The following is a 23,311-nucleotide window of genomic DNA, read 5'->3' as shown; positions in this document are numbered from 1 at the left end:
CCGTGTGATGCCGATCAAGACATTGGCCGTCCAACGAACACAGCCATTGTCGTCCCCCACGACCCCACCCAGACTGCGGCACGGGCGGCCCGAGACGCGGCCCGGCCTCAGCGCCCCTTGTCGAAACCCCGAGTACGTCTTGAGAGGCGGACCATCGCATGGCAACCGCAACCGGTAGTGGGCTCGTCGTCAGAACGCTGCGGCGAGCCGGGGTCGACGTGGCCTTCGGACTGCCCGGAGCACATATCGACGGCATCCTCCAGGACGCCCTGGACGCCAAGCTGCGGGTCGTCGACGTACGTCACGAGGTGAACGCCGGTCACGCGGCCGAGGGATACGCACGGGTCACGGGGGAGCTGGGCGTCGCCGTCGTCACGGCCGGGGGCGGCTTCACCAACGTCCTGACCTCGGTCACCAACGCCTACCTGGACCGGACCCCGGTCCTGTACATCGCGGGCTCGGGCCCCCTGGAGACGGACCAGGTCAACGACCAGCAGGCCGGGTTCGACCAGGTCGCCATGGCGACCCCGGTGACCAAGTTCGCGCACCGAGTCACCCGCACCGAGCTGATCCCGCGGCTGGTCGCCCAGGCGATCCGCATCGCGCGGTCGGAGCCCAAGGGCCCGGTGCTTCTGGACATTCCCTGGGACGTCCTGCGCCAGTCGGTGGACGTCGACGCTGTCGACGACTACCGCGTCGAGGTCGACGGCACCGGTCCATCCCCGGCCGGTGCCGTCGACCGTATCGTCGAGGCGCTCGGCACCGCCCGGCGCCCGATCGCGTTGGTCGGCAAGTCCTTCGTCACCGCCGAAGCACGGGCGCAGTTGCACGAGTTCGCCGCCCGCACCGGAGTGCCCCTCTTCTCCGACTGGGAGGGCCTCGGAGCGATCGTGGGCTCCGCACAGCACGTCGGCCTCCTCCAGACCCTGGCCACCGTCCCCGAGGACGAGCGGCCCGACCTGGTCCTGATGTTCGGGCTGCGGTTCGGCATGGCCACCCAGTTCGGCACCGGACGGCTCCTCCCGAAGAGCGCGCGGATCTTCCAGATCGACCCCGACGGACGTGAGCTGGGCCGACTGCAGGATGTCGAACTCGGCGTCCAGGCCGACCCGGTCGGCACGATCGCCCTGCTGAACGAACGGCTCGGTGACAGCGGCATGCCTTCGGGACGCGAGGACTGGCTCGCGGCCCTGCGGGACATCTCCGCCACCCGCCGCTCCGCGCTCGCCGCCGAGACCGAGCAACACGAGGACGCCGCGATCCACCCCTACCTCGCGGTCCGTACGATCGCCGGGAGCGTCCCCGAGCAGGCCACCGTCGTCGTCGACGGCGCCCTGACCGAGCTGTGGCTCTCCGAGACGATCGCGCTCGCACCGCTGTCCCACTACCTCGGCCACGGCTACCTCAGCGCCATGGGCAGCAACTTCGGCGTGGCCTTGGGAGCGCAGTACGCCCGTCCCGACCGGGCGACGATCCTCGTCACCGGCGACGGCGCCGTCGGCTACAGCCTCGCCGAGTTCGACTCCCTCGTCCGGGCGGGACTCCCGGTCGTCGTGATCGTGCTGAACAACCGGGCCTGGGGCGCCACCCTGCACACCCAGCAGTTCATCTTCGGCGAGGACCGTGTCACCAACAACCGTCTGGAGAACGGCTCCTACAGCGGTGTGGCACGAGCCCTCGGCGCGGACGGTGTCGACGTCACCGAGCCGGGCCGGCTGCGGCCCGCGATCGAGGCGGCCCTCGCCGCCCGCCGACCGACCTGCATCGACGTACGAGTGAGCCTCGCGCCCATTCCTCCCGAGGAGCGCGTCCTCAACGGCGGTGCTCCCTTCGGTGGCATTGAGGTGGACGCATGAGCCGCGACCTGCCCGTCGAGGACCGACGCCGGCGCTTCCTCGGCAAGACCTGCCTCGTCACGGGCGGCAGCAGAGGACTGGGCCTTGCGACGGCACAGGCCTTCGCGCGGGAGGGCGCGCGCGTGGTCATCATCGCGCGCGATTCCGACCAGTTGAAGGTCGCGAGAGCTCTCATCGGCGACGGCACGATCACCGTGTCGGCCGACCTGTCCTCGGTGGCCGGCGTCAAGGCCGCGCTGAGTGAGGTCGCCGAGCAGGTCGACCATGTGGACGCCGCGTACATCAACGCCGGTCGCGCCGGCATGAAGCGCCTCGGCGACATGGACGAAGCCACCTGGGACAGCGTGTTCGACACCAACGTCAAGGGCTCGTACTTCCTCGTGCAGGGGCTCAGGCCCCTGCTCACACCCGGCGGGGCCGTCGTCTTCTGCGGGTCGGCCGCCGGCCGGAGGGCCAGCGCGGGAACCGCCGCCTACGGAGCCAGCAAAGCCGCGTTGGAGCACCTGACACGCATTCTCGCCGCCGAGGTCGTCGCCGACGGTATCCGCGTCAACATCGTCATTCCGGCCGGTATGAACACCGACATCGCCTCCCGTACGACAGGCCTCGCGCCCGGGGGAGCGGACGCCTTCCGGGAGCGGATCAGGCTCAGCACGCCCATGCTCCGGGAAGGGGAGCCGGAGGAACTCGCCGACGCCGTACTCTTCCTGGCCTCCTCGGAGGCCGGCTACATCACCGGTACGGCCCTCCTGGTGGACGGCGGCCTCACCAGCTTCATCCGCCCAGTGGCGTAGAGAGGACGACCACCGTGGAGTTTCCCTTCGGTCAACCGACCGACGCCGTAGTCCAGTTCGCGTACGCGGTCCCTGATCTCGGTGCCGGGATGCGCTGGTGGACCGGCCAACTCGGCGTCGGACCCTGGTTCGTGAACCAGCGGATGGGCGGCGAGGGCTCCACCTACCGAGGCGAGCCCGGGAAGGCGGAGTTCACCCTCGCGCTCGCCTTCTCGGGGCACATGATGATCGAGCTCGTCCAGACCCTCGACGACCAGCCCTCCATCTACAAGGAGGCCCGCGAACGCCGGGGTTACGGCTTCCACCACGTCGCCAAGGTCGTCCCGAACGTCGTGGCCGAGGTCGAACACCGCGCGTCGAGAGGTGCGGTGGTGTGTTTCCGTGACGTGGCGCCGGGGGGCGAGGTCTTCTTCCTGGACGGCGGCGAAGGCGCCCCGGGGATGATCGAGCTGGTCCAGGACAGCGAGCTCACGCGGCACATGTTCTCCGCTGTCTGGCGGGCATCGGTCGGCTGGGACGGATCGCGACCGGTACGCGACTTCGCGGAGTTGCTGCCCAACTGACCTAGCGGCCAGCACAGTTGAGGGGCGGTCCGGAAGGACCGCCCCTCGTCGCACGTCGGCGTCACACACCCGTGGGAGCGAGGACGACGTCGAAGCGCACCCGGCTCCAGGTACCGTCGACGACCCGGCCGTCGGGAGTCGGCGTGCCCGCGGGCTGCCGCTCGAACCGCTTGATCAGCGAGTCCTTGACGCCGAAGACGGTGTCCTCGCGGCCGATGGGATCGCCCTCGGGGAAGATGTGCGTCACCAGCGTGCGCGCCTCCTCGTGGGAGACCATGAAGTGCAGGTGGGCGGCGCGCAGCGGCGAGCGGCCGACCGCGCCGAGCATCTTGCCGACCGGACCGTCATCGGGAATCGGGTACGGCGTCGGGGTCAGCCCCCAGAACCGGTAGCCGCCGTCCGCAGCCGAGAACAGATGGGCGCGGCCGGCGCGCTTCGCGGCGTCGTACTGCACGTCGTAGAGCCCGTCCTCGTCGGCCTCCCAGACCTCGATCCGCGCGCCGGGGAGTGGGGTGCCGTCGGTGTCGGTGACGGTGCCCTCGACCCAGCAGGGCTCGCCGGGGGCGCCGAAGGCCATGTCCTCGCCGAGTTCGATCCGTGGGGCGTCCTCGACGAAGAACGGGCCGAAGACGGTCGCCTCCGTGGCGCCCTGGTACGCCTGGTTGTTGACGTTGATCGTCTGCATGCTCACGCCGAGGGTGTCGGACAGCAGGATGAACTCCTGCCGGACGTCGTCGGTGATGTGACCGGCCTCGGTGAAGAAGTTGATCGCCGTCCCCCACTCCTCCTCGGTCAACCGGACCTCACGGACGAAGGAGTGCAGGTGCCTCACGAGGGAGACCATGAGCTCGTGCAGCCGGGGGTCTGCGCAGGCGGCGAAGGAGGCGACGACATGGTCCACCAGCCCTTGCTCGACGGCCTGTTGCTCCGGCGACACCTCGCGGTGGATCGCGCCGGAGGCGTCGGTGCGGGCCGAGTCGGGGTTGACGTGGGTAGCCATGGCGGCCTCTTTCAGCTGATCGGTTCGCCGGCCCATGCCGCCTGCAGCAGCAGAGTCAGGTTCGCGTAGGTGACGTGGGTGGGATTGTTGGCCGGGATCGCCTTCATGATCGGCCCGAGCGCCTTGGCGATACCGTCCTCGGGCATGCCGTAGTCGCGCAGGGCCCGGGGCGCGCCCAGCACCTCACGCAGGGCGGCGAGTCCGGCGCTCGCCGTGCTGTGGGTGCCGCCCGGGTCGAGGGCCTGCGCGATCCGAGCCTCCGCCTCCGGGGCGTGCGGGGCGTTGAAGGCCAGCACGTAGGGCAGGACGACCGCGTGGGTCTGGGCGTGGGGGAGGTTGAACATGCCGCCGAGGACATGGCAGATCTTGTGGTGCATGCCGGAGCCGGCCGAGGCGAAGGCGACGGCGGCGAGGTAGGCGCCGTACAGGGTCTGCTCGATGCCCGGGACGTCGGCCGAGTCCTCGGCCACCGCGGGCAGGCCGGCCGCCAGGGCACGGATGCCCTCCTGTGCCAAGGCCCGGTCGATCGGGTCGGCGCGTGGTCCCCACATCGAGTCGACGCAGTGGGCCATCGCGTTCAGACCGCTGGCCACGGTCATCTCACCGGGGAGCGTGGTCAGCAGAGCGGCGTCGTAGACGACGGAGGAGGGCAGCACCCTGGCGTCCACGCCGGTGGTCTTGGTCTCGCCCTCGGTCAGGCCCCAGACGTTGGTGGCCTCGGAGCCCGCGTAGGTGGTGGGCACGGCGACGATGGGCAGACCGGTGGTCATCGCCACGGCCTTGGCCAGGCCGGTGGTAGAGCCGCCTCCGACGCTGACCAGGATGTCCGCGCCCGCGTCGGCCGCGGCCCGTCGGGCTCGCTCCGCGACCTCGACCGGTACGTGCATCACGACTTCCTCATGACGCAGCACGACCGGAGTCTCCTTGGCGATCGGGTCGGCCGGCTCCTTCTCGCGGTCGGAGGCGATCAGCATGACCTTGGTGCCCCCGAGTGCCCCGACCTCCGCCGCCACGGCGGCGGGCGATCCTCCCGCCGCGAACACGACGCGCTGAGGGAGGGTTTCGTGGGTGAACCGCATCAGGCTTCCGTGAGCCACTGTCTGCCTTCCGAGTAGAGCTGCTCGACCGCTGCGCCGGTGAGGCCGGGGAGTCCTTGTTTCACCGTGAAACCCGCCTTCGTCTGCAGATAGGCCAGGTGCCGGTAACCCGTCGGGAACCGGTTCAGCAGGTCGGCGTCAAGGGTGAGTGAGGCAGCGGGGTCGACGACGTCGAGCCGGTCCTTCTCGTAGATCGGCTGCCTGCGTACCAGGGTCCAGCGTCCCGCGTGGCGGGAGAGGAAGTCGTAGAAGCGGCCCGTGCAGACGACGTCGACCTCCACGCCGTCGATGTTCGCGCGCTGGTTGATGGTCATCTTGGTCTGGGCGACGGCGCGGTCGCCGGCGATGTCCGCGGTGTGACCCCCCAGGAAGTGGAGGATGCTCACCCCGTTCTCGAAGCCGTCACGACTGGCTTTGATGAAGTCGGTGGCGCTGCCCTGGAACCAGGTGGCGTTCATCCAGCCGTCGTTCGGGTGCCAGACCGTGGCGAAGCGGTCCCAGTCCCCGGCGTCGCGCCACAGCGCCCAGTTCTCGACGAGCTGCCGGATCTCGTGGCGATCCTTGTCACTCTGCGACATTGTTGACTCCTTGGAAGGGCCGGAGATCCGCAATACGGGGTCTCCCCAGTACACCTCGTCGGGCCATCAGATGGGGTAGTGGCGGGAGCCCGACTGGATGGTGATCCAGCGCAGTTCCGTGAACTCCTCCAGGGCGGCGCGGGAGCCGAAGCGGCCCCAGCCGCTGGCGCCGACCCCGCCGAAGGGCATCTGGGGTTCGTCGTGGACGGTGGCACCGTTGATGTGACAGATACCGGACTTGATCCGGCGGGCCACGTCGAGCGCGGCGGCCGCGTCCTTGCCGAAGACGGCGGCGGAGAGGCCGTACTCGGTGTCGTTGGCGACCGCGACGGCCTCGTCGGTCGAATCCACCTCGATGATCGAGACGACCGGGCCGAAGGACTCCTCGCGGTAGACACGCATGTCCGGTGTGACACCGCGCAGGACCGTGGGCTTCACGAACAGGCCGTCGGCCGTGCCCCCGGTCAGGACCCGAGCACCCTTGTCACGGGCGTCCTCGATCAGCGCGACGACATGGTCCCGGGCGGCGGCGTGGACCAGGGGGCCGATCTGGGAGCCGGGGTCGCTCGGGGGCCCGACGACCAGCTTGGCGGCCCGCTCGGCCAGCCGGACGGACAGTTCGTCGGCGACGCTCCGGTCCACGATGACGCGCTCGGTGGACATGCAGATCTCGCCCTGGTTCATGAAGGCGCCGAAGCTCGCCGCCGCGGCGGCCTCCTCCAGATCCGCGTCGGGAAGCACCAGGAAGGGTGCCTTGCCGCCGAGTTCGAGGACCACGCGGGTCAGGTGGCGGCCGCCGAGTTCGCCGATGATCCGGCCGACCTTGCTGGACCCGGTGAAGTTCACGCGCGTGACGGCGGGGTGGGCGATGAGCGCCTCGACGACGGCCGGTCCGTCGTCGGGCGCGTTGCTGATGAGGTTGACCGCCCCGGCGGGTATGCCGGCGTCGTGCAGCACCTGGACGATGGCGGCCTGGGTGAGCGGTGTCTGCTCGGAGGACTTCAGCACCACGGTGTTGCCCCACACCAGCGGCCACACGATGGCACGCACGCCCAGGATCAGCGGAGCGTTCCATGGTGCGATGCCGACGACGACACCGACCGGCTGACGTACGCCGAGGGCGGTGAGGCCGGGCACGTCCGAGGGGATCACTTCGCCGACGGCGGCGTAGGCCTGCGCGGCGGCCTCGACGAGCATGCCCTTGGCGACATGGACGTTGAAGCCGCACCAGGGCAGGGTGGCGCCCATCTCGCGGCTCATCGTGGCCACGATCTCGTCGGTGCGTTCGCCGAGCAGGGCGGCCGCACGCTCCAGGACGGACCGTCGGGCGGCGGGCGGAAGGCCCGACCACTCCGCGAGGGCGCCCGCCGCCGCGTCCACCGCGAGGTCGACGTCCTCGACGGAGGCCGCGGCGACCCGGGCGATCGGTTCACCGGTCAGGGCCTCGGTCGTCTCGTAGTAGCGGCCGTCCCTGGCCGCGACGCGCTCGCCCGCGATGAGGAGGTCGCTGGTCCGGACCGCGCCGGACGTGGGTGCCTCGGTCTGAGTGGCTGACATGTGTTGCCTCATCTCCACGACAGCGGCTCACTGCCGCACGAACCCTGCATGTCGAACTCTCCTGGGCAGGCGGCCGGTCCTGAAGCCTGTTGTCCGTTCATCGAACAGCGGCGTTCGGACACGGCTGCCCGCCGTTCGGGGCGTCAGACCGGCGGCATGCGCTTGGCCTGGTGCATGTGTGCCAGGCGCCAGCCTTCGGAGGTCTCCTCCCATACGCGCGTCACGGCCTCCTGCACCGGAAACGGCGGGAGGTTCTCGTCGAAGACGATGTGCATCTCCTGGAGGCACGTCGTGATGGCCGTGTTGCCGCGCACGGTGACGGTGAGCTCCTCGGCCTTCGCGAAGACATGGCGGCGGCGGGTCCAGGTGAAGTGGGCGAAGGTCCGGCCGTCGTCGATCTTCCCGACCGGGCCGTGGACCGCCCGGCTGTCGTCGAGCATGAGGGCGGTCATGGCCTCTTCGCCCTCGGTGAGTGCCACGAGCCAGGCGGACTCCGCCTCCTCGATCGCCTGAACCGCCTTGCTGGTCGAGGTGGATGCCGTCGTCACAGGTCCAGCTCCAGAATCGGTGAGTGTGCTCGGGACGAGCACGTGGTGAACAGGCCGTCGGCGCGTTCCCGGTCGGTCAGGATGTCGTCGCGGTGGTCGGGTTCTCCCGCGAGTACGCGCACGATGCACTCGCCGCAGATCCCCTGCCGGCAGGAGTGGGGAGCGTCGATGCCCTTGGCGAGCAGGACGTCGAGGACGCTCTCGCCGTCCTTGATCTCGTACTCGCCACCGGTCTTGGCGAGCCGCACCGTGAACGCGCCGCCCTCCGTGTGAGCGTCGGCGTCCTGCACGGGGGCGAAGCGCTCCTTGTGGATCGCGTCGGCGGGCCAGCCCGACGCCCGCGCGGAGGAGATCACGAAGTCCATGAAGCCTCCGGGCCCGCACACGTAGAGCGCCGTGTCGGGGGCGGCCGGACCGAGGGCGTCGACGCTGAAGCGCTGGTCGTCCGGGCCGTCGTCGAAGTGCAGCCGTACGCGCGGATCGCGTTCCAGCTCGTCGAGGAAGGCGGCGTCCGGACGGCTGCGCGCGCAGTAGTGCAACTCGTATGCCGCGCCCGTGGCCTGGAGCGCGTGGGCCATGGCCAGCAGGGGGGTGATGCCGATGCCGCCCGCCACCAGCAGATGGCGGCGGGCCCGGTCCGAGACGCCGAACCTGTTGCGCGGACGCGAGATGCGCAGTGTGTCTCCCGCGCGGAGCCGGTGCATCGCGAGTGAACCGCCGCGCGAGGCCGTCTCGGCCAGCACGGCCAGCTGGTACCGGGTGCGGTCCTGGGGCGGCCCGCACAGCGAGTACTGGCGGACCAGTCCCGCGGCGCCCTCACCTTCCAGGAGTACGTCGACATGGGCGCCGGCGGCGAACTCCGGGAGGTCGGCACCGTCGGGGCTGATCAGGTCGAGCACCACGATCCGCGCGGTCGCGTCGCGCCTGGTGATCACCATGGTGTCGAGCCATTCGTCGCTCATGGGGCTCGCTCAGATTCCAGCCGTGACACCGGCGTTGGTGTCGGTGTCGTCGGCCTTGGCGTCGCTGTCGTCCGCCCGGCGTTTGCCGAGGGTGAAGATGCCGGAGTCGACATGGAGGATCTGCGACGGGTCGCGGACGATGTTGATCGGGTCGCGGCCGGCTTCGACATCGTCAGCCATCGTCAGAAGCATCCGGCGCAGCATGACGACGCCGCGGTCTCCGGTGGCGAGGGTCTCCTCGGAGTCCAGGGTGATCGCGCCCTGCGAGCCCTGGGCCTCGGCGTCTCCGGGGAACTTCTGGCGCTCCTCGTCGGTCAGTTCGTGGTTCTGCTTGCCGTTCTGTGTGATGCCGATGACGAAGCGGACCATGCGTTCGGGGTCGTTGCCGCGGATGGAGAAGAAGAGCCGGTGGCTGGTGTCGTCCGAGGGGACGACCCACAGCAACTGGTCGTGCCGTGCGTCGGGGGTCACCTTCACGAAGTCCGGCAGGCCGAAGACGTTCGGAAGGTGCTGCTCGACCTCGAAGCTGTACTCGGTGACCTCGCCGCCCTCGCCCTCGGCCTCGAAGCGCTGGGTGTACTTGACGCCGTGGTCGGTGCGCTCGTACGTCACACGCTCGGCGATGGTCGCCGGGTCGTAGAAGTTCTCGGGGAAGCCGAAGGTGCCGGTGCCCAGCATCTGGTATCCGCTGTGTGTGGAGTGCAGCCAGGTGACGTGGGTCGGGTCGGCCGAGTTCTCGTAGATGTTGAGCCAGCTGAAGTCGGTCGGCATGCCGAGGACCGCCGCGTGCGGCACCGGCCAGCTCGCGAAGTACCTCTCGTCCTCGGCGGGGTTCTCCAGCGCGTCGTAGCGGGGGAGTTCGGGCTTCAGCTCGGGCGGGCCCATGTAGACGAAGACCAGACCGTAGCGTTCTTCGACGGGGTACCAGGGCTGGCGGGCGGCGTCGCGTCGGCGTCCCAGGGCCGGCTCGCAGGCCTGCTCGACGCAGCGGCCCTGTACGTCGAACTTCCAGCCGTGGTAGCAGCAGCGGATGCCGTCGTCCTCGACGCGGCCGTAGAAGAGGCTGGCGCCGCGGTGGGTGCAGCGCTCGATCACGACGCCGGGGTTGCCCTGGCCGTCCCGGAAGACGACGAGGTCCTCGCCCAGGACTCGGGTCTTCTGCGGCAGGGCGCCGGCGACGAGAGTCTCGGAGCTGGCGATCGGGTGCCAGTAGCGGCGCAGGGCCTCGCCCATGGGCGTACCGGGCCCGACCTCGCGCAGCCGGGCGTTGTACGAGGGCTTCGGGCGGCCGTAACCCGTACCGGTGTCGAACTCTGAAGCGGTGGTGGTCATGTGCTGTCTCCCGTGCGGCTCTGGCGCACAGCCGGGGCGCGTGCAGGGGTGGGGGAGGGCCGTCTGCGAGGGCGCCGTCGTGCGTGGTCCTTGAATAGGATTGTGTATTCACATTCGCATTACGTTCCGCGGTCGTCAAGGGCCGGGTTCACCGGGCGGCCGAGCGGGCGGGCCCTCGGAGCGGATGCCGTCGGTGTATAGGCTGGGACGGTGAGTACCGAACCGTCACTCGATCTGCCGCCGGCGCAGCAGGCCCGCAGTCGGCTGACCCAGCAGCGGATCCTGGAAGCGGGCACGGCCCTGCTCGAAGAGGGCGGCACCGAGGCGCTCACCGTCGCGGCCGTAGCCTCCCGGGCGGGCGTCTCGGTCGGCAGCGTCTACCGGCGGTTCGGTGACAAGGACCGTCTGATCGCGGCCCTGCAGCACGACATGATCGAGCAGTTCAACGCCGACATCGTCCGCCGTTTCGCCCCGCTGAGCACGGACCCGGCCGCGCTGGTCGCCTCGGCGGTCACCGGACTCGCCGAGACCTATCAGACGCACGAGCGGCTGATGCGCGTCTTCCTGGCCGCGGGGGCGACCGATCCCGTGGTGGCCCGGGTCGGTTCGGAGGCTGCCATCCACGCCGACCGGGTCTTCCGCCGGTTCCTGGAGCCGATCATTCCGATGATCGCCGCGCCGGATCCGGAGCGACGCCTGGACGTCGTCTACCGCCTGATCTACGGGGCCTGCCAGAACCGCGTGCTCTACGGCGATCTCTTCGAGTCCGACCGGCCGCTGACGTGGCGTCAGCTCACCGACGAACTGGTGAACGTCGCCTGCCTGTCCCTGCTCGGCGCGCCGGGGCGGTGACGCGCAGTCGCTGACTGGTGAGCATATGTGAATGCGAGCACCTCTTCACATTCATGGCTCGGCGGCGACATACTGGCCTTCCGCCACGGACGACGGCCGCGAGACCCTGCGGCCGGCCAGGGAAGGAACCGCTCCATGCGAGAGCCGCTCAGCTACGAGATCGCCCACGGCGCCGCACTCGCCGCTCTGGAAGCAGGAAGGGCCGAGGGGCACAAGGTGTGCGCTGTCGTGGTCAACCGAAGCGGCGTCACCAAGGTCCTGCTCAGCGACGACGGTGTGGGCCTGCTCGGTGTGGAGACCGCGCGACGCAAGGCGTACACATCAGCCGTGAGCGGCGTCCCGACCGCCAAGTTCGCGGCCTTCGCCGCGTCCCCGCGGATGCAGGTGGCACCTCCCCACCTCGTCGATGCCAACCTTCTGCCGGTCGCCGGCGGAGTGCCCATCGTGACGGCCGACGGGGAGGTCATCGGTGCCATCGGGGTGGGCGGAGCGGACGACACCACCGACGACCGCATCGCGAACCTGGCCTGTGACTCCGTAGCGAAGATCGTCGCGTAGGCGGATCGGGGCGGGCATGCCGCCGGCGGAGGGCAGGCAACCCCAGGGTTCGGCCTCGGTGTCAGCGGACACGAGGCAGGTGTCCGGCATGGGAGCCATGCCGGACGCCGTCGTCGGGTGCCCGCCTGATGGTGTGAACACCGTCCCATGCAGCACCACGGAGGATGCGGTGCGGAGTCCGGCTCGCGCCCACGGGGGGTGACGCCCTCCGTCCAGTCTGTGATGTGAACAGGAGGCGGAGTCGTCAGGCGGACTCGGTCTCGGCTTCGTCCTTGGAGTCGGGCTGGGTGGCCTCGGAGGCGTCCGGGGTGGTGTAGAAGACCGAGCGGCCCTGCTTGGTGCGCTGCGCCTGGTTCTTGGCCACGAGTCCTTCGAGGGTGAGGCGCACGATCTTGGTCTTGATCTCCCTGTCGGGGTGCAGCTGTTCGAGTTCGGTGGAGATCTCGGCGGCGGAGCGCGGCTCGCTCTGGCCAGTCAGGTTCTCGCGGACGAGGTCGACGAGTTTGGGCACAGCCCGTGCTCCAGCCGATGAGGCGGCGGTGCTCTGCTTACGGCTCTGCTTCTTGGCGGACGGTGCTGTCTTCTCGGCTGCCTTGGCGGCCCTCCTCTGCCTGCCCGGGCGTGCCGCGGGCGCGGGCGCCTTCTCGCGGGGCGCGGGCACCGCTGCGACTGCTTCTTCGGGTGCTGGTTGCGCGGGCGTGCTGGGTAGGCCGAGGGCTTCCTGGACGTTCACCAGGATGGTGTGGTCGTGCTGGAGGGCGGCCAACTGCGCCTCAAGTCCCTCGATCTCCTCGCGGATACGGTCTTGCTCCTTGAGGTTGCGCTCCAGGTCGTTGGCCACCTGCGCTCCGTACTGTGCCGTCAACTCGGTGGTGACAGCTTTGGTTTCGGACATGGTCCTGACTCCCTCTTCCGGTTGCGTCGGCCGCCGGTCGGCAGACTGCTGCGTGTGCGGTGTCCCGCACGGACGCTGCGCAGCCTGGTGACCCGTGAGTTGCCATGGTTGCTGCCGCACAGCTGTGTCGTAGTGATGGTACGGAAGGCATGAGCATTGTTCTCCATCACATGTCTGAAAGCCAGCGAACAGGAAACCTGTACCCGAACGAGGGGGCCGGTGCTTGCGACGAGCTGGCATGTCAGTTCGCGCTGCACGGCTACGACCTCGTGGTGAACGCCGAGGACGACCGGCTGGAGTCCGCCGCGCTGTCCCTGCGGGAGACCGGCGCCGAGGTCCGCGCGGTGCGCGCCGATCTACGGGCCGCCGAGGGCCGGTACCGGCTGCTGGACGCACTCGACGGACTGACCGTCGACGTCGTCGTCCTCAACGCCGGAGTCGGCCGGGGCGGCGCGTTCGTGGACACCGACCTCACCGACGACCAGGAGGTCATCGACCTCAACGTCACTGCCGCCGTGCGGCTGGCCAAGCCACTGCTGCGGGCCATGGTGAAGCGCGGGGCGCACCGACACGGACTTCTTCCGCCGGGCCGGCATGGCGGACGACACCCGGATCGGCACGATGAAGAAGGACGATCCCGCCACGGTGGCCGAGCAGGTGTACGAGGCGATCGTGAAGGGCGAGAAGAAGACCGTGGCCGGCTCGCTGAAGACGAAGGCTCAGGAGCTGGCCGGAAAGGTGCTGCCCGACGGGGTCAAGGCCGCGGCGCACCGGCGGATGGCGGAACCAGGAGCCGGCAAGGACCCCGAGCAGCCGACGGAATGACGTGAGAGCGTCGTCGACGCGCGCGACCGGAGTGCGGACACCCCGGTCGCCACGGCCCATGTCGCGGGGTGTCACACGGCCGTGAGCGTACGCACGCTCGGCACGCGCACGTCCCGTACGGCGAAGCCACCGCGCGCACCCGCGCCGGTTCTCAGCACCGGCTCCGGCAGGGCGCCGCCGCGGCGCACATGGTCCTCGTCGTAGAGGAACCGCACCGCTTCAGGTCCGCGTACGACGAGCGCGGGCTTGCCCATGACCCGGGTGCGGGTCACCCCGTCGGGTCGGTCGCGCAGCAGGCCCGGCAGCCACGTGTAGCCCTTGGCGAGAGCGGGCAGTGAACGGTCGATCAAGGGCGAGGTCGGCATCTCCATGGCCACCGGGTGCCCATGCCGAGGGCCGGGACACGTGCGGTCGGCACGCGCATCCTGTTGTGCGGCGCGCGCATCCTGCTACGTGGCCGGCACTGATCGCCGATCAGGATTCGGCGCCTGCCACCCACTCGCTGCGGACCTCCGGGACTGCCGGATGCGGCACCGAGGGCATCGAGGGGCGGTGCACGGTGAGGGTCTCGACTCGGAAGGAGAGCTCGGTGGCCGTGGGGTCGGGAGGCGGGTGGTAGCGGCCCGCGCAGACGGAGAGGTTGACGATCAGATACGCGTGCCAGCGGGCGCCCACACCCCGTCCGTCGGCGAAGACCCGCGTCCCGTCGAGCTCCCACACCACATCGTGGCGGCCGAACGTGACCTGCAGTTCGACGGTCGCGCCAGGCCGCACGGCCGGACTGCGGAGATACTTCTGCCCCTGCCGGACGTGGTTGGAGAGTTCCAGGAGGTCCGGGTTGTCGGGGTGGTATTCGAAGACGTCGACCTCGTTGCCTCCGTCCCGCCAGGTCCAGATCGCCGGCCACGCACCCGCCCCGGCGGGCAGGCAGACCCTGCTCCGGAGCTGGTCACCGGTGCGGACGGTGAAGCCCTCCTCGCTTCCTTCGGTGGTGAGCAGACCGGTGTCCCACCAGCCGTCCGTCCGGCGGGTGGCACGGAAGGTTCCCGTACGGGAGTAGGCCGGGTCCGAGGTGAGGTGGTCCAGCTTGTTGTCGCCCGGGTTAATCGGGCCGCCGTCGGGATAGGCCCAGGAACGCCCAGCGACCCACTGGCGTTCCGAGGTGAAGTCGGCTGTGAAGACGACATCGCTCACGAGGGTGCTCCGTGGTGGTCGAAACGCGGTGTGGGGTCCTCCGAGTGCTGCCCGTGCGGGCCGCCGGCCATTCCGTTGTCACTGGACCGGGCTTCGTCTTCGTCCTCCTGGGTGAAAGGTGTGCGGGGTGGAGTCGAACGCGTGGATGAGCGGCGAATGCAGGAACCCCTTGGATGCCTGGTCGTAGGGCTCAGGTCACCTTGAAGCCGTCGAACGTGGCCATGCCTCGTGTGCCCGTCCAGCCGTTGGCCGCGGTCATGAAGACCCCGATGTCCTGTGCGGTCGCCGCACCCGAAGGCGTGGCGGTGCCCACCGTCGTCCAGGTGATGCCGTCCGTGCTGGCCTCCCCCAGGTACGAGGCACCGGACCTGGTCAGCCGCAGCCGCACCGGCGTGGTGAAGGAGGCCGACAGTTCGATCGAGTCGAAACGGCCGTCTCCGTCCGCGTCCCAGCTCAGCGCGCACCCGTTGGACGGCGTGATGGCCAGGTTCACATAGCCCGCGCTGCCCTGGACAGCCAGGTCGTCGCGGACCACGAGCCCCGCCCGTGCCCAGCCCCCGGTCGTGTCCTGAGCGGTGACCGTGACCTCGGCTACGGTCTTGTCGAGGCAGGCGCCCGCCCGGTACACCGCCCCGAACTCGTTGGTGGCGCCCCACAGATCCGCCCCGGCGCCCTCGATGGCGATTTCCTCGCCGGACTGGCCGAACACCGCGTCGTTGTAGGAGACCGTGCGGTACGCGTCCGAGACTCCGGTCGCGGCGAGCAGCCGTACCGGCGCGACAGCCCTCCCACCGCCCGCGTACACCGCCGCCGCGACGACCTGGCCCACCAGTTCCGTCGGCTCGCCCGCCAGAGACACCTCGAAGCGGGCGGCGAAGGTGGCGCCGGATGTCACCGAGGCCGTGCGCACCGGATCGAGCGGCTTCGCCGTCATGCCCTGGGGGAGGGTGACGGAGAGGGTCACATCGCGTGCCGCCGTGAACCCGTTCCTGTTGGTGAAGGTGACCGTCACCGTCGCGGGTGTGCCCTCGGCCACCGCCGCCCGGTCGGCCGCCGCGGTGAGGGCCGCCTGATGGGGAGTGGCGGCGAGCAGGTCGCGCACACGGCGGGCCAGGGCGTACGGGGAGCCATGGGGTTCGGTCGGATGGGTCTCGTGCGCGTGCGCCCAGCGGTCCTCCAGGGCGAACCAGTCGATCGTCGCCGGGTCCTCGCCCGTGGCGAGCGCGTCGAAGTACTTCTTCCAGCGGGTGCGGTACAGGCCGCCGACCAGCCCGGCCCACTCCCGGTTCGCGTAGTCGTGCAGGCCCTCTTCACTGCTCGCGCGTCCGCCCCAGGTGGTGAGGAGGGAGCGGACGTCGTACTCCAGGCGGTCCTTCTCGGTCCGGTCGGCGCCCCAGGAACGGGCGTCGGCGAGCCACCGCCCCAGCAGGTGCCGGCCGGAGGTGGCCAGCAGATCGTCGAGGAGGTCCATCCAGTCCAGCCACGTCCTGGTCAACTTGCCGAAGAGAGCCTCTTCTCCCGCCGTGTGCGCGGCCTTGATCTGCGGCAGCAGCACCCGGCTGCGGTTGGACAGGACCTGCCGGGCCACGTCGACGACGTCGTAGCGGTAGGCCGAGCTGTCTCTCAACTCGGTTCGTACGGCCAGGAGTTCGGTGAGAGCGGTGTCGAAGGCGGTGGTGTCGTAGCGGTCCTTCTCCGGGCCCCAGGCGGCGGCCTTGTTCGCCGTCAGGCTCGGACGGGCGCCGAACAGGCCGTCAGGTGCCTCGCTCCAGGAGTCCGCGCGGGACATGCCGTACGCGGTGTCGCGGATCGTCCGCCAGGCCGCGGCCGCGTGCCGGTCAGGGCCGCCGTAACGGGAGAGGGCGTATGCGGCGAACCAGTCGTCCAGGTCGATGGTTCCGGGCGTCCAGGCGAGGTCCGTCAACAGCGCCAGAGCGGGCGCGTTGTTGTCGGCGGCCTCCGGCATCGCCGCGATCCCGGCGAGTGAACTGCCTTTCCTGTCACGCCACTTGGGGTACTGCTCCACCCAGTCCGGGGCGTTGGCCCCGATGGGGGTGTGGCCGCCGAAGTTCCAGATGCTGCCGAAGGCGTACGGGGTGCCGCCCCAGTCGCTCTCCCGGTCGGTGACCGTGGTGTAGCGGTCCGACAGACCGTCCACGATCAGCATCCGGCTCCTGTCGACGCCGTCGAGCAGCGCCCTGGACGGGTTGGTCTGCCAGCCGAGGATGGCCCAGACGGCCCCTGGGTGCGCCCTCTGCAGCGCCGCCTCGACGGCCTTCGCGGCCTCGCCCACCGGTACGTCACCGGGGTTTCCGCCTTCGTGCAGCAGGTCCATCTTGTACATCGTGCTGTCCCCGAACCGCTCCGTCTGGGCCCGGTAGAAGGCGGCGGCCACCTCGCGGAAGGCCGTGGCGCGCGGGTCGAGCCAGTCGGGGCGCTTGAAGGCGCCCCAGGTGCCCTGCGCCACCACCGCCGCGTCCCCGCCGTGCTTGGCGGGGAAGTCGTCCGGGACGGTGCCGTAGTAGCCGGGAAGGACCGGTGTCATGCCCAGGTCGCGGATCCGGTCGACGATCTTCTCGGCGAGTGCGGCCCGCCGCTCGATGAGCTGCCGGGAGACCGGTCCGCCGAAGCCCGACATGTTCTGCAGCAGCCACCAGGGCTGGTGGGCGGGGGCCGGGATCCAGGCGCGCAGCGCCGCGTCGGAGTAGCCGAAGCGGCGGAAGGTGTCGTAGTACACCGCGTCGCCGCCGATGTAGACGAGGACCCGGTTGACGCCGTGCAGGGCCAGCACGTCCAGTTCGTGCTGCCAGGCGTCCCAGGTGCGGTAGGCGCCGGTGTAGCCCTCGTTGGTGTCGTTGAAGGCGAAGCGGTGCGGCACGTTGGCCGTTCCCGTGATCTCCTCGGCGGGCGCGGGCAGGGTGCGCGGCAGGTTCAGCTGCTCGCCGGTCCAGGAGACGGAGGCATGCGCGGTCCGCCGCAGGTAGGTGTGCAGGCCGGCGAGCAGCACCCCGGTACTGGTGCCCTCCACCGTGATGTGCCCGGCCCGGCCGGTGACCCGGAAGCGGTCGGTGCCGTCGGCGACGGCCCGCAGGGTGATCTGCCGGTGATGGTCGGGCAGCAGCCGCTTCAGCGCGGCCACGGCCGGAGCGGTGTCGAACACGGCGCCGCCGGCGGCGTACGCGCCCTGCGGGCGGGCCAGCAGAGCCGCGCCGCCCAGGACGACCGCGCCCGTGAGGACTCCTCTCCGCGTGACACCCGTGCTGCCGAGGTCGCCTCGGTTGGTGTGCATGAACATCCCTCCGGCAGAGCTCAGTTGACCGTCATGGCGAAGATGTGCAGGGCGGGGACGCCCGACTGGAGGCCGTCACTGACCTTGGGCAGGACCAGGGAACGCAGCTCCTTGCCGGCCGCCAGGTCGACGCCGAAGGTGAACAGGCTGACGGGGGTGTCGTCCCGCCCGGTGGCGATGTGGCGGTAGGGGACCACCACGGCGGCGGAGGAGTTCGCCCCGTACCAGTCCTGGACGGCGACGGAGAAGGGCTGTTCGGTGCCGTCCGCGTAGATGACCTTGCCGTCGCCCCTGCCCGTGCCCCAGGTGCTGGTGCCGAGCAAGGACAGGCGGGTGCCGGAGCCGGACAGCAGCACGGTCTGGCCGGCACTGACGACGTTGTCGAGGTTGCCGGGCGCGGTGTCCGGCCAGGTGAAGGTCACACGGTCGTACGTGACCTCGGCGCCCGGAGTCAGCCCGACCGACGCCAGCGCCTCGGCGGACAGGCTGGAGTGCGAACCGTCGATGTCGGCGACGGTGAGGGCGTCGTCGGAGGCGATCCCCGCGTTGTCGAAGGCTCCGGACAGCGAGCGGTACGGCAACATCACGGAGGAGGTCGTGCGCGTGCAGTCGGAGCCGTGGCGGTGCACGTCGAACAGGGCGTGCGCGGTGAACACGATCCGGCCCTCGGCGTCGTCGGCGAGACGGGTCCGCCAGGTGCGGGTCACCGACCGGCCGGGCGCGAGGCCGCCCAGCCCGTCCGGTTGTCCGGTGCCGTTCACGGCGAGATAGAGAACGGTGCCGCGCAGCGCGATCCTGGTGGTGTTGGTGAGGGTGGCGGTCAGAGTCACGGCCTTGCCCGGCTCCGGGGCGGCCGGGGTGACGGTGAGCGAGACGGGCGGCGGGAGGAAGTCCTCCTCGGGGCGGTAGGCGGTCACGACTCCTCCACGGTGAAGTGGTCGAACACGGCCCGGACCGTCGTGCCGGGATGGTTGAGGTTCACCGCACTGGCCACCACGCCGGCGTCCAGGGCGCCGGTCGCGGAGGGCACGGTCGCGCTCGCGATCTCGTTCCAGGCGAGGCCGTTGGTGGTGGAGTACGCGGTGTAGGTGGTGCCGGAGCGGATCAGGCGCAGCCAGGCGGGATGGGTGGAGGCACCGCCGCCCGCCCAGGTGTCGAGGTGCCCGTCACCGTCGCTGTCGGTCATGAACTCCACACCGTAGGACTGCGACATGGTCAGCACCGCGTAACCGCCCTTCTCCGGCGCGGTCAGGTCGTTCGCCACGGCGATCCCGTACTTGGCGCTCGGGTTGTCGCTCCCGGTGAGACCGACCGTCTTGACCTGCACCACGCTGGATGCGGCGACGGCGCCGGGAAGGCGGATGCCGCCCTTCTCGTCACGGCCGCCGGACAGGTCGGCGCCGCCGGTCCAGATCACCAGCTGGCTGCCGTACTGGCCGAACCGGGCGTCGTCCGTCGTGGCGAACGTCCGGTACGGATCCCGCACGCCGTTCGGCTCGTAGGGCACGCTGACGGTCTTCGCGGCCCGTGCGCAGTCGGAGCTGCGTCCGTCCACGTCGAAGACGAGGTGCGCGGTGAACGCGATGTCCCCGGCGGCGTCGGACGGCATCGACGTGCGCCAACTTCGGGTGATCTTCTCGCCGCGGCGCAGGTCGCCGAGCGGGATGGTGCGGGCTGCGGAAGTCGCGCCCGGGTCCACCAGGTACAGCACGGCGCCGCGCAGCGGGAACGGGCCGTCGTTGACGAGGACCGCGGTGGCGGTGACGGCGTCGCCGACGGCCGGTTCGGCCGGTTCCGTGGTGACGCTGAGGGTGGGACCGAGCGTGTCCGTCCGTGTGCTCACGCCGGTCACCGCCGCTCCCAGTCGACGGTGAAGGTGTTGGCGATCTCGCTGGGCAGGGTCTCCGGGACGCTGATGTGGAGCTTGCCGTCCGAACGGGTCCATTTCAGCGGGCGGTTGTGGCCGAGCAGCCGGATCCGCGACGTCGCGGAGTGGGGGATGTCCGCGGGTACGGAGAGGGTGCCGCTGGGCGTGCCGAGGACGATGATGTTGAACTTGCCCGGGCTGACGGTGTACCGGATGCCGAGCGGGCTGCCCTCCTCCTCGGCCCGCAGCCAGGGCGTCGAGCCGTACACCGCGGGCCCGTTGACCTTCAGCCAGGCGCCGATGTCCCGCAGCCGCCGCTGCATGACGTCCGGGATGGTGCCGTCCGGCTTCGGCCCGATGTTCAGCAGCAGGTTGCCGTTCTTGCTGGTGACATCGGCGAGCAGATGGACGAGGAACTCGGAGGTCTTGTAGTCCTCCTCGATCTCGAACTTGTTGTAGCCCCAGGAGTAGCCCATCGTGATGCAGCACTCCCACTTCTGGGCGTCCATCGTGGGGTTGGTGCGCTGCTCGTAGGTGGCGTAGTCGAAATGCGTGTCGAAGCGGTCGTTGACCACGACACCCTTGGGGCGGCTGCGGTTCTTGGCCTGGTTGTAATAGTGGGCGAGGGGCTCCTCGCTGCGCCACGGCGGGTTGCCGGCCGGCCGGAACCACTGGCCGTCCGCCCACAGCAGTTCCGGGTCGTAGCGGTCGATGATCTCGTACAGCTGCTTGAGTTCGTAGTCGCCGACGTAGTCCTCGACGGGGCGGTAGCCGGTCATCGGGACCTCTGCGCCGGTGTAGAAGTTCTTCATCGGCCGTCCCAGCGCCGGGTTGAAGAACTCGCCGAGCGAGTAGTACAGGCCGGGCCGTACCGTGCCGCGTCTGCGGGCGGCCGCCATCAGCTCGCCGACCAGGTCCCGTTTCGGCCCGTACTTGCCCGCGTGACGGTCCGTCACTTTGCTGGGCCACAGGGCGAATCCGTCGTGGTGCTTGCTGGTCAGCGCGAAGTACTCGGCACCCGCCTGCTCGAACAGCCGTACCCAGGCGTCCGGGTCGTAGTTCTCGGCCCTGAACTGCGGGATGAAGTCGTCGTAGAGGAAGTCCTGGCCGTAGGTGTCGCGGTGGTACTTCCAGGTGGGGTCGGTGTCGAAGCTCTGGTACCAGAGGTACCACTCGGCGGCCATCTGCCGGGCGGAGCCGGCGGGGACCGAGTAGACACCCCAGTGGACGAAGATGCCGAACTTGGCGTCCTTGTACCAGCGCGGTACGGGATGGGTGTCGAGGGATGCCTTCGTGGGCCGGTAGTCGGGGATGCCGGCGCCGATCGCGTGGGCGGCGCCGGGCGGGGCGAGGAGCACCGCTGAGCCGAGAGCGGTGGCCGTGGTCAGGAAGCGTCTACGGCTGACGTTCACAGGGGGCCTCTCAGGGGGTGGTCGAGAAGGAGTCGAAGACGGCTGTGGTGGTCTGGCCGGGGTGGTCGAGGTTGACGGCGCTCGCGACCATCCCGGCGTCGAGGCCGCCGTCGGCCGCGGACGGCACGGTCGCGGTCCCGATCAGCTGCCAGGTGGTGCCGTCGCTACTGGCGTACGCGGTATAGGAGGTGGCGTCGCGGACGAGCCTGAGCCAGGCCGGGTGGTACGAGGAGCCGCCGCCCGCCCAGGTGTCGAGCTTCCCGTCGCCGTCGCTGTCGGTCATGAACTCGACGCCGTAGCTCCTGGACATGGTCAGCACCGCGTAGCCGCCCTTCTCCGGGGCGGTCAGGTCGTTGGCTACGGCGATCCCGGCCTTGGCGGAGGGTCCGCTGCCGGTCTGCTCGACGAGGCGGGCGGTGACACTGCCGGAGGCGGGTACGGAGTCCGGCACATGGATGGCGGCCTTCTCGTCCTTCCAGCCGGCCAGGTCCTGACCGCCCGCCCAGATCGCGAACTGCTCGCCGCTCTGGGCGTACTGGGCGTCGTCGGCGGTGGAGAACGTGCGGTACGGGGGCCGGACCCCGGACGGAACAGGCGCGACATCGGCTGTCTCGGTGTCGGTGTCATGGCGCGTCCGGCCGTCCTGCCGGAAGGAGGTGGCCACGCCGATGTCGTACGGCCCCCATGGCGCGTCGGCGGACGGCGTCACGCGCCAGGTGATGGTGGAACTCCCGCCGGGTGCAAGGGAGTTGGTGACCGTCGGCCTCTCCGCCTCGGCGCTCCAGCCGTGCGGCAGACGCAGCCCGGTCGTGACCCGGGTGACCGCCCTGGGGCCGGAGTTGGTGACGGTCGCGGTGATCTCCGTGGCGCGTCCGGCCGGCAGACTCGGACGGGACGGGCTGAACCGGACGCGGGCCGAGGGGCAGTCGCGGGCCACCCGGAGACCGGCGAGGTCGACGGCGTCGGCGAACGCCTTCATACCGCTGTCGTTGGGGTGCAGGTGGTCGCCCGAGTCGAAGGCGGCGGCGTAGCGGGTGGGGTCGTCAGGATCGCGGACCGCCTTGTCGAAGTCGGCGTAGCCGTCGAAGACGCCGCCGTCGCGGACGAACGTGTTGACCTTCTGCCGGTCGGCCTCCTTGGCCTCGGTCCAGTAGTCGCCCCAGCCCCGGTACGGAACGACGGTCGCGCCGATCACCCGCAGCCCGCGCGCGTGGGCCCGGCGGGCGATCTCCTTCATGCCGTCGATCACCTGGTCGCCGGTGGCGCCGCCCCAACTCAAGTCGTTGACGCCTTCGAAGAGGAGCACCGTGCGGGCGCCCGGCTGGGACAGCACATCGCGCTCCAGTCGGTCCAGTGCCGAGGGGTTGCCGTCGGTGCCGGCCGTGATGCGGTTCCCGCTGATGCCCTCGTTCAGCACTCCGGCAGTGGAGGTGCAGGCCGACAGCCGCGCCGCGAGGTAGTCGGGCCAGCGCCGGTTGGCGTCCGAGGTGGACGCGGCCCCGTCGGTGATGGAGTCACCGAGCGCGACCACGGAGCCCCGCGCCGAACCGCCCCGCACATCGACTCCCGTGAGGAAGGGGAAGGTGGAGTCCGTCTTGGTGAACGCCTCCCCACCGGCGTCCCCGGCGTGGTCGCCGCCGCCGTCGGGCGTCCAGTAGACGGTCTGCACCCCCATCCAGTGCTGGCTGACGTGGGTGAGCCTGCCGGGGAAGTACAGGCTGACCACCAGGTCGCTGCGGGCCGCGACGGGAATCCGTACGCCGTCGCTCGCGGCCTGCCCGTGGGCCGGGATCGTCACGGCTGCCTTCCCGCCGAACGTCAACTCGCGCGGGCCGGACACGGACGAGCCGCTCGTGCGCCGCCCCACGGTCGCGTGTCCGATCGTCACCGGCTGGTCGGTGAACTCGTTGGTCAACCGGATCCGCACGCTCGTCCCGCCCGCGCTCACGTGCACCGGGATCCGCACGGTCACCTCGGACGTACCCGGGTCGTAGGAGGCGTGCTGCGCGGTCGACCACGTCCCCGTCCACGCCTGCGGCCGGGTTCCGGCCTCAGCGGAAGTCGCCGGTGACAGGGCCGCCAGTACGGCCCCCACGGCCGTGACCATGGCCGTGAGTCTTCGGTGACCGAGC

General features: G+C 70.3%; 20 protein-coding genes and 1 pseudogene. 6 read left to right on the top strand and 15 right to left on the bottom strand.

Annotated features, from left to right (window positions below):
• Nucleotides 1-158: 158 nt before the first annotated feature.
• The 3 genes from ABZT17_RS21920 to ABZT17_RS21910 are packed head-to-tail and all read left to right on the top strand — an operon-like array spanning nt 159 to nt 3,213.
• Nucleotides 159-1,856: a thiamine pyrophosphate-binding protein gene (locus ABZT17_RS21920; RefSeq protein WP_356351164.1), complete on the top strand. Its 1,698-nt coding sequence runs from the start codon at nt 159-161 to the stop codon at nt 1,854-1,856.
• Nucleotides 1,853-2,650, top strand: a complete 798-nt coding sequence (locus ABZT17_RS21915; protein ID WP_356351163.1) for an SDR family oxidoreductase — start codon at nt 1,853-1,855, stop codon at nt 2,648-2,650. Before ABZT17_RS21920 ends, ABZT17_RS21915 begins: the two co-directional genes overlap by 4 nt.
• A 14-nt stretch (nt 2,651-2,664) precedes the next feature.
• Nucleotides 2,665-3,213: a VOC family protein gene (locus ABZT17_RS21910; protein ID WP_356351162.1), complete on the top strand. Its 549-nt coding sequence runs from the start codon at nt 2,665-2,667 to the stop codon at nt 3,211-3,213.
• Nucleotides 3,214-3,274: 61 nt separating this feature from the next.
• Here the strand turns inward: ABZT17_RS21910 and ABZT17_RS21905 are convergent, their stop codons facing one another.
• The 7 genes from ABZT17_RS21905 to ABZT17_RS21875 all read right to left on the bottom strand — a co-directional run bounded on the left by ABZT17_RS21905 (nt 3,275) and on the right by ABZT17_RS21875 (nt 10,287).
• A complete protein-coding gene (locus tag ABZT17_RS21905) occupies nt 3,275-4,213 on the bottom strand; it encodes a dioxygenase (protein ID WP_356351160.1) in 939 nt (312 codons plus the stop codon).
• An 11-nt stretch (nt 4,214-4,224) separates the two neighbouring features.
• Entirely contained in the window at nt 4,225-5,292 is a 1,068-nt protein-coding gene (locus ABZT17_RS21900) for a maleylacetate reductase (RefSeq protein WP_356351158.1), read from the bottom strand.
• Complete coding sequence (locus ABZT17_RS21895; protein ID WP_356351156.1) at nt 5,292-5,888, bottom strand: nuclear transport factor 2 family protein; 597 nt, start codon at nt 5,886-5,888, stop codon at nt 5,292-5,294. Before ABZT17_RS21895 ends, ABZT17_RS21900 begins: the two co-directional genes overlap by 1 nt.
• 66 nt (nt 5,889-5,954) lie before the next feature.
• A complete protein-coding gene (locus tag ABZT17_RS21890) occupies nt 5,955-7,445 on the bottom strand; it encodes an aldehyde dehydrogenase (protein ID WP_356351154.1) in 1,491 nt (496 codons plus the stop codon).
• Nucleotides 7,446-7,588: 143 nt separating this feature from the next.
• Nucleotides 7,589-7,993, bottom strand: a complete 405-nt coding sequence (locus tag ABZT17_RS21885; RefSeq protein ID WP_356351153.1) for a nuclear transport factor 2 family protein — start codon at nt 7,991-7,993, stop codon at nt 7,589-7,591.
• Complete coding sequence (locus ABZT17_RS21880) at nt 7,990-8,955, bottom strand: PDR/VanB family oxidoreductase (RefSeq protein WP_356351152.1); 966 nt, start codon at nt 8,953-8,955, stop codon at nt 7,990-7,992. Before ABZT17_RS21880 ends, ABZT17_RS21885 begins: the two co-directional genes overlap by 4 nt.
• A gap of 9 nt (nt 8,956-8,964) precedes the next feature.
• Nucleotides 8,965-10,287: a Rieske 2Fe-2S domain-containing protein gene (locus tag ABZT17_RS21875; protein WP_356351150.1), complete on the bottom strand. Its 1,323-nt coding sequence runs from the start codon at nt 10,285-10,287 to the stop codon at nt 8,965-8,967.
• A 210-nt stretch (nt 10,288-10,497) separates the two neighbouring features.
• On the opposite strand from ABZT17_RS21875, the gene ABZT17_RS21870 reads away from it, so the two are divergent.
• Both ABZT17_RS21870 and ABZT17_RS21865 read left to right on the top strand, forming a co-directional pair.
• Nucleotides 10,498-11,139, top strand: a complete 642-nt coding sequence (locus tag ABZT17_RS21870) for a TetR/AcrR family transcriptional regulator (protein WP_356351149.1) — start codon at nt 10,498-10,500, stop codon at nt 11,137-11,139.
• 135 nt (nt 11,140-11,274) lie between these two features.
• The gene (locus ABZT17_RS21865) at nt 11,275-11,697 is read left to right on the top strand and encodes a heme-binding protein (protein WP_356351148.1); all 423 of its coding nucleotides are present in this window, start codon (nt 11,275-11,277) and stop codon (nt 11,695-11,697) included.
• Nucleotides 11,698-11,941: 244 nt separating this feature from the next.
• On the opposite strand, the gene ABZT17_RS21860 is transcribed toward ABZT17_RS21865, so the two are convergent.
• Nucleotides 11,942-12,592, bottom strand: a complete 651-nt coding sequence (locus ABZT17_RS21860; RefSeq protein WP_356351147.1) for a hypothetical protein — start codon at nt 12,590-12,592, stop codon at nt 11,942-11,944.
• A gap of 170 nt (nt 12,593-12,762) precedes the next feature.
• Between ABZT17_RS21860 and ABZT17_RS21855 the strand changes: the two are divergent.
• Nucleotides 12,763-13,417: pseudogene (locus ABZT17_RS21855) on the top strand (SDR family NAD(P)-dependent oxidoreductase).
• Between the two features lie 71 nt (nt 13,418-13,488).
• Here the strand turns inward: ABZT17_RS21855 and ABZT17_RS21850 are convergent.
• The 7 genes from ABZT17_RS21850 to ABZT17_RS21820 form a co-directional block, all read right to left on the bottom strand.
• Nucleotides 13,489-13,788, bottom strand: a complete 300-nt coding sequence (locus tag ABZT17_RS21850; RefSeq protein ID WP_356351146.1) for a hypothetical protein — start codon at nt 13,786-13,788, stop codon at nt 13,489-13,491.
• A 103-nt stretch (nt 13,789-13,891) separates the two neighbouring features.
• A complete protein-coding gene (locus ABZT17_RS21845; protein WP_356351145.1) occupies nt 13,892-14,611 on the bottom strand; it encodes a beta-glucanase in 720 nt (239 codons plus the stop codon).
• Nucleotides 14,612-14,801: 190 nt separating this feature from the next.
• Nucleotides 14,802-17,900 (bottom strand): alpha-N-acetylglucosaminidase, encoded by a 3,099-nt coding sequence (locus tag ABZT17_RS21840; protein ID WP_356351144.1) that lies wholly within the window; start codon nt 17,898-17,900, stop codon nt 14,802-14,804.
• A gap of 20 nt (nt 17,901-17,920) precedes the next feature.
• On the bottom strand, nt 17,921-18,817 hold the full coding sequence (locus ABZT17_RS21835) for a beta-glucosidase (RefSeq protein ID WP_356351142.1): 897 nt from the start codon (nt 18,815-18,817) through the stop codon (nt 17,921-17,923).
• A complete protein-coding gene (locus tag ABZT17_RS21830) occupies nt 18,814-19,743 on the bottom strand; it encodes a hypothetical protein (protein ID WP_356351140.1) in 930 nt (309 codons plus the stop codon). The genes ABZT17_RS21835 and ABZT17_RS21830 overlap by 4 nt, the downstream gene beginning before the upstream one ends.
• Before the next feature lie 5 nt (nt 19,744-19,748).
• A complete protein-coding gene (locus tag ABZT17_RS21825; RefSeq protein ID WP_356351138.1) occupies nt 19,749-21,179 on the bottom strand; it encodes an alpha-L-fucosidase in 1,431 nt (476 codons plus the stop codon).
• A gap of 10 nt (nt 21,180-21,189) precedes the next feature.
• Nucleotides 21,190-23,286 carry a GDSL-type esterase/lipase family protein gene (locus tag ABZT17_RS21820; RefSeq protein WP_356351136.1) on the bottom strand — a complete coding sequence of 699 codons (2,097 nt, stop codon included), beginning with the start codon at nt 23,284-23,286 and terminating at the stop codon, nt 21,190-21,192.
• Nucleotides 23,287-23,311 lie beyond the last annotated feature (25 nt).

It is taken from the genome of Streptomyces sp. NPDC005648, from assembly GCF_040605395.1.
Classification (GTDB): Bacteria; Actinomycetota; Actinomycetes; order Streptomycetales; family Streptomycetaceae; genus Streptomyces.
The sequence above is the reverse complement of the archived record's forward strand: the minus strand, read 5'-3'. Positions and strand labels throughout refer to the sequence as shown.